Here is a 10,654-nt window from a genome sequence, read left to right as displayed (position 1 = left end):
GCCTGCGATATGAGCACCTTCCGCGTGATCGTCCGGGTGGCCATCAGCCATATCTTCTTCAGCTGGATTTTCGGCTTCGGCGGGAAAGTAAGAATCAAAGGGCCTGAAAAGATAAAAACAGATTATAAAGAAATGGTCTCAAGGGCACTATCCAGTCTGTGACATAACAACATCGGGATAAGTACGATCAAATCTTACAGCGATGCGCGGAGGCCGGGTTTGTACCGCAAGTCACGTTTACTTCCTCCCTGTGGGATTTACTGCTGGAGATGGTGGCGGAGAATAAGGGCGTCATCATCATTTGCCGACCACTGGTGGAAAAGCTATACAGCGGCAGGGGCGGCTGCGTTCCATTGAAAAAGCCAGAGTTCCCATGGACCTTGTGGTTGATTACGAAAAAGAACCGCAGTTTGCCCGGAGCCGCAAAAAGCCTTTGGGATTTCTGCGCGAAAGTGTAAAAACGAAAATAAAAGGGTCCCCACTGAAATTCACTTGAATTTCAGTGGGGACCCTCTCATTTTAAGCCATTGCACATAAAAACCCTTCGCAAAGTGGGCAAACAGTATGAAAAACCGGGGCTACTTTTTATCTGTTATAGATGTACGCTGGATAAGCTGTCACACCTTCAAAATAAAATGGCTTTTGTGAAAGTCGAGCAAGCCCTCATCCCGCATTTTTCCAAGCTCCAGCGACAGTCCGCTGCGCTCCACACCGAGGTAATCCGCACGCTACTCCTGCGTCATGTTTTTCCGTATGCGCGCTTCCTTGAGCCGTGCGCCTATAAATGCGTAGTCTATCATACAAACAAGTCTCCTGCAGATGAAGTGTTCTTAACTTGTATTGTATGTGCATTTTGCTCATGTTTTAATATCCTAAATGTGCAACCGCCTATATACTTATAGTCGCAGGGAAATTTATGCCGTTTTTGGTACATCAGAGTACGCAGTCTGCCTTTTGTCTGATGCGAAAGCCCGCAGCCGCGCAGGGCTTACAACACCAGCGAGGGCGCTGTGTAGACCCGTGCCTTCAGCTCGCTGTTGAGCATATACAGCCCCTTGCTGTCACCGCCGAACAGCTCCATCTTGGTGATGAGGTCGGCGGCGTTCTTCTCCTCCTCGCCCTGCTCCTTGATGAACCAGTCCAGCATCTGCATGGCACGGAAGTCTCTGGCCTCGTATGCGGCGGCGTAGATGGCGTCGATGCTGGCGGTGACGAGTTTCTCATGCTCCAGCGCCTTTTTCAGCGGGGTCATGTGGTCGCCTCGTTCCCACTCCGGCTTTGCGATAGCCTCAAAGGTGACGCCCTCGCCGTTATTCTGCAAATACTGATAGAACAGCATGGCGTGATCCCGCTCCTCCTGCGCCTGTACCCGGTACCAGTTCTCAAAGCCGTCTAAGCCCGCGGCGGCGTAGTAGTTGGCAAAATCCAGATACAGATAGGCGGAGTAGAACTCCTTGTTGATTTGTTCGTTGAGCAGCTTCGATACGTTAGCGTTCATTGGGTGCCTCCTTCAGCGTTGTTTTCTTCCTGTTTCCTGCAATCGGGACAGATATACCTGATTTTAAGATCATACGAGAGGATCTCCCGTCCCAGCGCGTGCTCGATCCGGCTCTGTATATCCGGCAGGTGAACGTCCGCGATTTTCCCGCACCGGCTGCAAATCAAGTGATCGTGCCGTTCCGTTCGGTCGTACCGGTCCGGCGAACCCGACTCCGTGATGCGGTGCAGCAGACCCTCCTCCGCCAAGGCGTTCAGATGCTTGTATACCGTGCCAATGGCGATACTGGGATGCTCCTTTTTCATCTCCAGGAACACCTGCTCCGCCGTGGGGTGCCGCTGAAGCTCCGTTACGGCAGCCAATATCTCCTCTGCATATTTCGGCATACTGCGCCCCTCCAAAATAAGAACTATTCTTATTCTTGTTTCCCATTATACGCATATTCGCCCTGTTGTCAACAGCTATGGAGGGCTTCCGCTGAAAAAATTGACGAAAAAGCTTGACACGCCGAACTGTATCTGTTATAGTCACAGTAGAAACTGTACTTGCCACAAGCACAGATTATCGCAGGAGGGATGACCATGGACAGTTCCTTTAATCTGGCGGTTCACGCGCTGGTCTGCCTGAGCCACAGCGGACGCTCTCTCAGCAGCGAGGCTCTGGCGGAGAACATCTGCACCAACCCCACCCGCGTTCGTCGGGTGCTGGCGGGGCTGAAAAAGGCGGGAATGGTGGAGACCCGGGAGGGTCTGGACGGCGGCTATCGCCTTTGCACCGACCCCGCAGCCCTTTCTCTCCGGCAGGTGGCGGAGGCGATAAATACCCGCTTTGTGGACTGCGCGTGGCACAGCGGGGACATTGACCGGGACTGCGCCATCTGCTCCGGTATGGCAGGCGTGATGGACGCGCTGTACCGGCAGATGAACGAGCAGTGCGCCGCCTACCTCTCGCACATCACGATCACAGATATTGAAACACAACTTTTTGCACAGAAATAGGAGGATATACGATGCTTACCATTACGACCAACAGCTTTGAAAATGACGTCCTGCATGCGGACAAGCCCGTGCTGGTGGATTTCTGGGCCCAGTGGTGCCCCTACTGCCGCCGTATTGCCCCGGCCTTTGACAAGGTGGGTGAGCAGTACGCCGACACGCTCATCGCTGGCAAGATCAACTACGACGAGGAGCCGCAGCTCATCGAGCGCTTCGGCATCGACACCATCCCCACGCTGATGCTCTTCAAGAACGGCGAGGTGCTCGGCTCCATTGTCGCGCCTGGCTCCAAGGCGGCCATTGAGACATTTATCCGGGAAACGCTGGCGCAGTGAGGGCGTGGCTATGGAGCGGATCTATGATATGATCATCATCGGCGGCGGCCCCGCCGGATACACCGCCGCCCTGTACGCCGCCCGTGCTGGGCTTTCCACGCTGGTGCTGGAAAAGCTCTCCGCCGGCGGGCAGATGGCGCTGACGGAGCAGATCGACAACTATCCCGGCTTTGAGGACGGCATCGACGGCTTTACGCTGGGCGAAAAGATGCAGCAGAGCGCCGAGCGCTTCGGCGCGATGACGGAGCTGGCGGAGGTGTATAAGGTTAGCCTTTCCGGGAGGATCAAGACGCTGGACACCAGCGAGGGCGTCTTTCAGGGGCGCACGGTGGTCATCGCCACCGGCGCGTCGCCCCGCCCCTTGGGCGTTCCCGGCGAAGAAGCGCTCACAGGAAAGGGTGTTCACTACTGCGCCGCCTGCGACGGCGCGCCCTATCGGGGCAAGACCGTGGCGGTGGTGGGCGGCGGCAACTCCGCCGCGGCGGATGCCCTGACCCTGTCCCGTATCGCAAAAAAGGTCTATCTCATCCACCGCCGCGACAGCCTGCGGGCAACGAAGGTATACCATGCACCGCTAATGAACGCGCCCAACGTGGAGTTCTGCTGGAACAGCACCGTCTCTGCGCTGCTGCACGAAAGCCGCCTGACGGGGCTGCGGCTAAAAGACGTCAACACCGGCGCGGAGCGCGACCTTGCCTGCGACGGCGTGTTCATCAGCGTAGGACGCGCCCCGGCCACGGAGCTGTTCCAAGGGGAGCTGGCGCTGGACAAGTCCGGCTATATCATCGCGGATGAATCCACCCGCACCAACCTCCCCGGCGTGTTCGCCGCGGGCGACGTGCGCACCAAGGCGCTGCGGCAGGTGGTCACCGCCGTATCGGACGGCGCGGTGGCTGTCCACTACGCGGAGGAATATCTGGCGGAGAACCGGTAAAGGAGACTGTCTTGAGAACATACAGGGATAAAGAGGATCTCAAAAACGAGATCCGTCAGAGCTTTGAAAAGTACAATTCCGAGTTTGATACGATCCCGGAAGCCCTGAAGGATAAAAGAGTACCCGGTGTGGACAGGACACCGGCAGAGATTCTTGCATATCAGATGGACATTTCCCGCTCTACCGTGCAGGAGATTTACGAAAGCGCACGGCGCAAGATCGCAGCGTGCCTTGTCCACGGGAAACCGCTGCACATCACCGGGGGAAACTACCGCATCTGCGGAGGACAGGAGGCAGCCCACTGCGGCCGCTGCTGCCGGACGCAGAGAGCCAACACAGAAAAGTCCAACAAAAATTGCAAAGGAGATTCCATGATGAAAATTGCAGTTACCTATGAAAACGGTCAAATCTTTCAGCATTTTGGCCATACCGAACAGTTCAAGCTTTATGAAGCTGCGGACGGCAAAATCGTCCATGCGGAAATTGTTGACACCAATGGCAGTGGTCACGGCGCACTGGCAGGCTTCCTGATGCAGCACGGTGTAGACACTTTGATCTGCGGAGGCATCGGCGGCGGTGCGCAGGCAGCACTGGCCGAGGCGGGCATCAAGCTCTACGGCGGTGTCAGCGGGGACGCTGACGCAGCGGTGAGCGCATTGCTCAGCGGAAATCTGGGCTACGATCCCAATGTTCACTGTGACCACCATGACCATGCGCACGGCGAAGCTGGTCACACCTGCGGTGACCACGGCTGCGGCAATCATAACTGCCACTGATATGGAGCGCACACTGACACAGCTTCCGTTTTGGTCATCCTTGACTGAACAGGAGCAAGAAACGCTGCGCCGAAGTGCCTTAGTCCGTCTTTATGAAAAGGGGGCGTTCATACACAGCAGCGACAATGAATGTCTTGGAATGCTGTTCGTCCTTTCCGGCGAGATCCGCACCTATCTTCTCTCCGAGGAGGGGCGGGAGGTAACGCTGTTCCGCCTGTATCCGGGCGAATTATGCGTGCTTTCTGCCTCCTGTGTGATCAGTCAAATCACCTTTGATACGCAAATGGTCGCAGGAATGGATACAGAGGTTCTGATTATCCCCGCAAATGTCATTGCTGCACTCAAAGAGCAAAATCTTCATGTCCGCTGCTTCCTCTATGAGTTGGCAACGAAACGGTTTTCTGATGTGATGTGGGCGATGCAGCAGATCATGTTCAAGGGGCTGGATCGGCGGCTGGCAGAATTTCTCCTGGCCGAAGCGGAGCGTACCGGCTCCGAAACGATACGCATGACCCATGAGCAGATCGCCCAGCACATCAGCTCGGCGCGGGAGGCGGTAGCGCGGATGCTCAAAAGCTTCTCGGAGGACGGGCTTGTGGCGCTAAGACGAGGCGCAATCACGCTGCGGGATACAGAAGGATTGAATCACTTAAAATGAAAATATTGTTTTTAACACGAATCCGTGTTATAATATGAGCAAAAGAAGCTGAAAGGAGCATCGACCATGAAAGAAACGAAATACGCAGGTACTCAAACCGAAAAAAACCTGATGACTGCCTTTGCCGGTGAGTCTGAGGCACGCAACAAGTACACCTATTTCGCATCCAAGGCCAAGAAGGAAGGCTACGAGCAGATCGCGGCGCTGTTCCTTAAAACCGCCGATAACGAGAAGGAACATGCCAAGCTGTGGTTCAAAGAACTGAACGGCATCGGCGACACCGCCGAAAATCTTCTCTCCGCCGCTGAGGGCGAGAACTACGAGTGGACGGATATGTACGACGGCTTCGCCAAAACCGCCGACGAGGAGGGCTTCCATGAGCTGGCCCAGCGTTTCCGCCTGGTAGCCGCCATTGAAAAGCACCATGAGGAGCGCTACCGTGCCCTGCTGCACAATGTGGAAATGGCGGAAGTCTTTGCCAAGAGCGAGGTCAAGGTGTGGGAGTGCCGCAACTGCGGGCATATCGTGATCGGTGAGAAAGCACCGGAGGTCTGCCCGACCTGCAACCATCCCCAGAGCTACTTTGAAATTCACGCAGAAAACTATTAAAGAGAAAAGGAGAACGAATCATGGAGCAGAAGTTTTACATTTGCAAGCATTGCGGCAACATCATTGCCAAGGTCAAGGACACGGGCGTTCCCGTCATCTGTTGCGGTGAGCCGATGAGCGAGATCATCCCCGGTACCACCGACGCCGCCGTGGAGAAGCACGTCCCTGTCTGGACTGTGGAAAACGGCATCGTTCATGTCAAGGTCGGCTCCGTAGAGCATCCCATGCTGCCGGAGCACTACATCGAGTGGGTGTCCCTCCACACCAAACAAGGCAATCAGCGTAAGGAACTGCACCCGGGCGAAAAGACGGAGGTCTGCTTTGCGCTCTGCGAGGGCGACGAAGTCGAGGCGGTCTACGCCTACTGCAACCTCCACAGTCTATGGAAAGCGTGATCGTTCCGCACATGGTATCTTAGTACCAACATAGAGAACTGAATGTCATGTATTGCAGGCAGGAGGCAAACAAGTCATGAAAGCACATAAATATTGGTCAATCGGAGCGGTAATTACCATGTTTGGAACTTTTTGCACTGGATATAAAGGCTCAAAAACAGCGCATAAGTACCTTGCGCTTAGTTCCTTGATCTGCATGGTTATGGCAGTATATACGGGTCATAAAATGATTTCAGGGAATAAGAAAACAAAGAGAGTAAAGCAAGCGGAAACTGTGGATATTCTTTGAGTAAGATAGGAATCGTTATTGTTTCTGATGACGATAAAGTCGGGCTAATGTTGTGTGCGAAATAAAAACATCAAAGGAGAATTTCATTATGAAATATGTATGTGATGTGTGTGGTTGGGAATACGATGAAGAAAAGGGCTATCCGGAAGGCGGCATTGCACCGGGTACAAAATGGAAAGATATTCCGGATGATTTTGAATGCCCCTTATGTTCAGTTGGCAAAGATCAGTTTTCTGCGGCTGAGTAAGGAAGCACAACAAAACCTATAAACAAAGAGCCGTGAAGCAGTATGTAAGATCCCGCTTCACGGTTCTTTCTCGCTTATATAAAAATTTGCCGTAACGTAACCTCGTCACAGAAAAATGCTTTGCCATGCGGTATGATAAAGCCACGATAAAAAAAGAGGTGGCGAACATGAAAATCAAGCTCAATCCCGATCAGGAGATTGTCAATACCATCTGGGAAGGACTCAAGCGCACCGGAGGATACTGTCCCTGCCGCAGGGAGCGCACAGAGGCAACCAAATGTATGTGTCAGGAGTTTAAGGATCAGATTGCCGATCCTGATTTCGAGGGCTACTGCCACTGTATGCTCTATTACAAATCCTTGCAGGATTAAGGGAGGAACGCTATGCTGTCGAAGAAACTGGCTGCCGTAGATAAAACGCGGTGCGTCGCCTGCGGCGTGTGTGAAAATACCTGTCCACTGGGGGCCGTCAAGGTGCGCCGTGGCTGCTACGCCGCCGTGGAGGCGGAACGCTGCGTAGGCTGCGGCAAGTGCGCAAAGCTCTGTCCCGTCGGCTGCATTGAGGTGAAAGTGAGGGCTGACGCATGAAAGCAAAGCATTGGTACGATTACCTGTGGGTATATGCCATCATCTATTTTGCACTGGGCTTCTTCAACATCCTGTTTGCATGGCTGGGCATGATCGATTTTCTCTTGCCGCTGTTCTTAGCCATCTTTGGCGGGAACAAATTCTTCTGCAACCACCTCTGCGGACGGGGTCAACTGTTCAACAAGCTGGGGACAGACCTTAAATGCTCCCGCTGCAAGCCCACGCCCCGCTGGATGTCCTCCAAGTGGTTCCGTTACGGCTTTTTGCTCTTTTTCCTGACGATGTTCGGCAACATGGTGTTCCAGACCTATCTGGTCGCTGCTGGTGCTGCGTCCCTGAGGGAGGCCATTAAGCTGTTCTGGACATTCCGTGTGCCTTGGGGCTGGACTTATACAGCCGGTACAGTCGCTGATTGGGTGGCACAGTTTAGCTTTGGCTTTTATAGCTTGATGCTGACCTCGCTGCTCATCGGTCTCATCGTTATGGTGCTCTACAAGCCCCGCACGTGGTGTGCGTTTTGTCCCATGGGAACCATGACGCAAGGTATTTGCAAACTGAAAAACAAAGAATAATTAAGGATAACAGAAAGGAGTCATTCTCATGGCTGAACTGAAAATTACTGCTGCGAATTTTGAAAATGAGGTGCTGCGTTCCGACAAGCCCGTCCTGCTGGATTTCTATGCGAACTGGTGCGGACCGTGCAAAATGCTCTCTCCCGTGCTCCACGAGATCGCTGAAGAAAACGCCGGTGCCCTCAAGGTGGGCAAGGTTAATGTGGACGAGCAGATGGAGCTGGCAATGCGTTTTCAGGTATCCAGCATCCCGATGCTGGTCGTATTCAAGGATGGAAAGGCCGTTGCCAAATCGGTCGGCTATCGGCCTAAGTCGGAGATCGCCGCAATGGTGGAGGGCGCAAGATGAAAGTTGTGATCGTAGGCGGTGTGGCGGGCGGTGCTTCTGCCGCCGCCCGCATCCGCCGTTTGGATGAACACGCCCAGATCATCATGATCGAACGCAGCGGCTATGTGTCCTATGCCAACTGCGGCCTGCCGTATTATGTGGGCGGTGTGATCAAGGAGCAGGAAGAACTGACGCTGCAAACTCCGGAGAGCTTCTGGGATCGTTTTCGCATTGATGTGCGGGTACGGCAGGAAGTAACTGCGATCAATCCCACAGAGAAAATCGTCACCGTTCACGCATTGGATAGTGAAAAGGTCTACACGGAAACCTATGACAAACTGCTCCTCGCACCCGGCGCAAAGCCGACGGTTCCTGCGCTTTCCGGCGTCAGCAGCGAGCGTGTTTTCACGCTGCGCACCGTGGAAGACACCCTCCGCATTCGGCGCTTTGTAGAGGATCAGAAGCCGAAAACTGCTGTTTTGGCTGGCGGCGGCTTTATCGGTCTGGAAATGGCGGAAAACCTTGCACAAATGGGTGTTTCCGTCACCATCGTTCAGCGGCCCAAGCAGCTATTAGCGCCGCTGGATGCGGATATGGCGAGCTTTGTCCATGCGGAAATGCGCAGACACGGCGTGGCTCTGCGGTTGGGTGAAACCGTCACCGGATTTCAACAGAACGGAGATTCCGTGCTGACCCTGTTGGAGGGTAGTGAGCCGCTGCATTCGGATATGGTGCTGCTGGCCATCGGTGTTACCCCGGATACGCATTTGGCAAAAGAAGCCGGACTCAGGCTTGGTATTCGTGGCAGCATCGCTGTCAACGAGCGGATGGAAACCTCCGTACCGGACATCTACGCTGTGGGCGATGCTGTGGAGGTCACCCATTTCGTGACCGACCAGAAAACGCTGATCTCGCTGGCGGGGCCTGCCAACAAGCAGGGACGCATTGCCGCTGACAATATCTGCGGCGGAAACAGCCGCTTTCACGGCTCTCAGGGCTCGTCTGTTCTGAAGCTGTTTGGCTTGACAGCAGCCTCCACGGGAATCAATGAAAAGGCAGCGCAGGCAGCAGGGATCACTTACGACAAAGTTGTATTGTTCCCAGCATCCCACGCCACCTATTATCCCGGCGCGCAGTCTATGGCAATGAAGGTACTGTATGAAAAAGAAAGCCTGCGGCTGCTGGGTGCACAGATCGTTGGCGGCGACGGTGTGGACAAGCGCATTGATGTACTGGCAACGGCCATTCGCGCAAAAATGACCGCTTTGGAACTGACGGAGCTTGACCTTTCCTATGCGCCGCCCTATTCCTCCGCCAAGGATCCGGTAAACATGGCCGGTTTTATGATCGAGGATTTGGAGCGCGAGAAAGTGCGGCAGTTCCATTGGAATGAGGTTGAGGACTTGCCTTGCGATGGCAGTGCGACGCTGCTGGACGTCCGCACGGCGTGGGAGTATCAGCGGGGCCATCTGGATGGCTTTCGGAATATTCCCTTGGACGATCTGCGGGAGCACTTGGACGAGTTAGACCGTGGTAAGCCTGTTTATGTGAATTGCCAGACAGGGCTTCGCAGTTATCTGGCCTGCCGGCTTTTGACGCAGTATGGTTTTACCTGTGCCCATCTCTCCGGCGGATACAGCTTTTATCGGGTCGTAACAAAAGAGCAGCAGACAGCGCGGAGCGCCTATCCCTGCGGAATGGAGAAGCTATGAGTGAAAATCTATTTGGCTTGACGGTTGCGACAGATAAAGGCTTGGATGATCTGCAATGCCAGCGCCTTTTAAGTGAAAATCGCAGGTATCAGGAAGTCATGCTGCAATACCGCTGTGCGCTGAAAGCGCTTGAAGGCAGGTTAGAAATTCTGAACGAAGAGTTTTCATTGCAGCATGATCGCAATCCGATAGAAAGTATGAAAAGCCGCTTGAAGTCGCCGTCCAGCATTATGAACAAGATGCAGAAGCGCGGACTTCCTCTGGATTTTCCGGCCATGCAGGCAAATATCATGGATGTTGCCGGTGTGCGTGTGATCTGCTCTTTCGAGGAGGATGTGTTCTTTTTGGCAAAGTGCTTAAAAAATCAGTCTGACATTGAAATCATCACAGAGAAAGACTACATTTCACACCCTAAGCCAAATGGCTATCGCAGTCTGCACCTGACGATCCGGTTGCCGGTATTCTTTGCGGAAAAAGAGATCCATGTGCCGGTGGAGATACAACTCCGTACAATCGCTATGGACTTCTGGGCAAGCCTTGAGCATACCATCCGCTACAAGAAAAACTTGCCGATAAATACTGAAATCGAAACTGAGCTGAAAGAGTGCGCCGATTCCAGCAGAGAATGGGACAGCAAAATGGAACATCTACTGCACATCCTAACTTAATATGCACTGAATCAAGGCTCAAAAAACAGCCCCGCAGCAGGGGGGAAAATA

At 53.9% G+C, this 10,654-nt stretch carries 18 protein-coding genes; 16 read left to right on the top strand and 2 right to left on the bottom strand.

What is annotated here, in order from left to right; genetic code table 11:
* The first annotated feature begins 191 nt into the window (after window positions 1–191).
* Window positions 192–458: a LysR substrate-binding domain-containing protein gene (locus IAG03_RS14635; protein WP_430472466.1), complete on the top strand. Its 267-nt coding sequence runs from the start codon at window positions 192–194 to the stop codon at window positions 456–458.
* Between the two features lie 530 nt (window positions 459–988).
* Here IAG03_RS14635 and IAG03_RS13175 read toward each other — a convergent pair.
* A complete protein-coding gene (locus tag IAG03_RS13175; RefSeq protein WP_249320537.1) occupies window positions 989–1,498 on the bottom strand; it encodes a ferritin in 510 nt (169 codons plus the stop codon).
* Window positions 1,495–1,884, bottom strand: coding sequence for a Fur family transcriptional regulator (locus IAG03_RS13170; RefSeq protein WP_249320536.1), 390 nt, complete (start codon window positions 1,882–1,884; stop codon window positions 1,495–1,497). The genes IAG03_RS13175 and IAG03_RS13170 overlap by 4 nt, the downstream gene beginning before the upstream one ends.
* Window positions 1,885–2,079: 195 nt before the next feature.
* Between IAG03_RS13170 and IAG03_RS13165 the strand changes: the two genes are divergently transcribed.
* The 15 genes from IAG03_RS13165 (at window position 2,080) to IAG03_RS13095 (ending at window position 10,603) form a co-directional block, all read left to right on the top strand.
* Complete coding sequence (locus IAG03_RS13165) at window positions 2,080–2,496, top strand: RrF2 family transcriptional regulator (RefSeq protein WP_212822223.1); 417 nt, start codon at window positions 2,080–2,082, stop codon at window positions 2,494–2,496.
* An 11-nt stretch (window positions 2,497–2,507) separates the two neighbouring features.
* A complete protein-coding gene (locus IAG03_RS13160; RefSeq protein ID WP_212822221.1) occupies window positions 2,508–2,828 on the top strand; it encodes a thioredoxin family protein in 321 nt (106 codons plus the stop codon).
* Window positions 2,829–2,838: 10 nt separating this feature from the next.
* Entirely contained in the window at window positions 2,839–3,762 is a 924-nt protein-coding gene (trxB, locus tag IAG03_RS13155) for a thioredoxin-disulfide reductase (RefSeq protein ID WP_249320535.1), read from the top strand.
* Between the two features lie 11 nt (window positions 3,763–3,773).
* Window positions 3,774–4,538, top strand: a complete 765-nt coding sequence (locus IAG03_RS13150) for a NifB/NifX family molybdenum-iron cluster-binding protein (protein ID WP_249320533.1) — start codon at window positions 3,774–3,776, stop codon at window positions 4,536–4,538.
* Window positions 4,450–5,196: a Crp/Fnr family transcriptional regulator gene (locus tag IAG03_RS13145; RefSeq protein ID WP_346726153.1), complete on the top strand. Its 747-nt coding sequence runs from the start codon at window positions 4,450–4,452 to the stop codon at window positions 5,194–5,196. The genes IAG03_RS13150 and IAG03_RS13145 overlap by 89 nt, the downstream gene beginning before the upstream one ends.
* Window positions 5,197–5,262: 66 nt before the next feature.
* On the top strand, window positions 5,263–5,805 hold the full coding sequence (gene rbr / locus IAG03_RS13140) for a rubrerythrin (protein ID WP_249320532.1): 543 nt from the start codon (window positions 5,263–5,265) through the stop codon (window positions 5,803–5,805).
* A 20-nt stretch (window positions 5,806–5,825) separates the two neighbouring features.
* On the top strand, window positions 5,826–6,200 hold the full coding sequence (locus IAG03_RS13135) for a desulfoferrodoxin family protein (protein ID WP_249320531.1): 375 nt from the start codon (window positions 5,826–5,828) through the stop codon (window positions 6,198–6,200).
* 76 nt (window positions 6,201–6,276) lie between these two features.
* Window positions 6,277–6,489 (top strand): DUF6219 family protein, encoded by a 213-nt coding sequence (locus IAG03_RS13130; RefSeq protein ID WP_249320530.1) that lies wholly within the window; start codon window positions 6,277–6,279, stop codon window positions 6,487–6,489.
* A gap of 88 nt (window positions 6,490–6,577) precedes the next feature.
* Window positions 6,578–6,736, top strand: a complete 159-nt coding sequence (locus IAG03_RS13125; protein ID WP_118601949.1) for a rubredoxin — start codon at window positions 6,578–6,580, stop codon at window positions 6,734–6,736.
* Between the two features lie 125 nt (window positions 6,737–6,861).
* Window positions 6,862–7,107 carry a ferredoxin-thioredoxin reductase catalytic domain-containing protein gene (locus tag IAG03_RS13120; RefSeq protein WP_283243167.1) on the top strand — a complete coding sequence of 82 codons (246 nt, stop codon included), beginning with the start codon at window positions 6,862–6,864 and terminating at the stop codon, window positions 7,105–7,107.
* A gap of 12 nt (window positions 7,108–7,119) precedes the next feature.
* Window positions 7,120–7,323 (top strand): 4Fe-4S binding protein, encoded by a 204-nt coding sequence (locus IAG03_RS13115; RefSeq protein ID WP_249320528.1) that lies wholly within the window; start codon window positions 7,120–7,122, stop codon window positions 7,321–7,323.
* Window positions 7,320–7,895 (top strand): 4Fe-4S binding protein, encoded by a 576-nt coding sequence (locus IAG03_RS13110; protein ID WP_249320527.1) that lies wholly within the window; start codon window positions 7,320–7,322, stop codon window positions 7,893–7,895. The genes IAG03_RS13115 and IAG03_RS13110 overlap by 4 nt, the downstream gene beginning before the upstream one ends.
* Window positions 7,896–7,923: 28 nt before the next feature.
* Window positions 7,924–8,244 (top strand): thioredoxin, encoded by a 321-nt coding sequence (gene trxA / locus IAG03_RS13105; RefSeq protein ID WP_249320526.1) that lies wholly within the window; start codon window positions 7,924–7,926, stop codon window positions 8,242–8,244.
* Window positions 8,241–9,935: an FAD-dependent oxidoreductase gene (locus tag IAG03_RS13100; RefSeq protein ID WP_249320525.1), complete on the top strand. Its 1,695-nt coding sequence runs from the start codon at window positions 8,241–8,243 to the stop codon at window positions 9,933–9,935. Before trxA ends, IAG03_RS13100 begins: the two co-directional genes overlap by 4 nt.
* On the top strand, window positions 9,932–10,603 hold the full coding sequence (locus tag IAG03_RS13095) for a GTP pyrophosphokinase (RefSeq protein WP_249320524.1): 672 nt from the start codon (window positions 9,932–9,934) through the stop codon (window positions 10,601–10,603). The genes IAG03_RS13100 and IAG03_RS13095 overlap by 4 nt, the downstream gene beginning before the upstream one ends.
* The last annotated feature ends 51 nt before the right edge of the window (window positions 10,604–10,654 follow it).

The organism is Yeguia hominis (genome assembly GCF_014384705.1).
GTDB classification, from domain to species: domain Bacteria; phylum Bacillota; class Clostridia; order Oscillospirales; family Acutalibacteraceae; genus Yeguia; species Yeguia hominis.
This window is presented reverse-complemented; position numbering and strand designations above follow the sequence as displayed.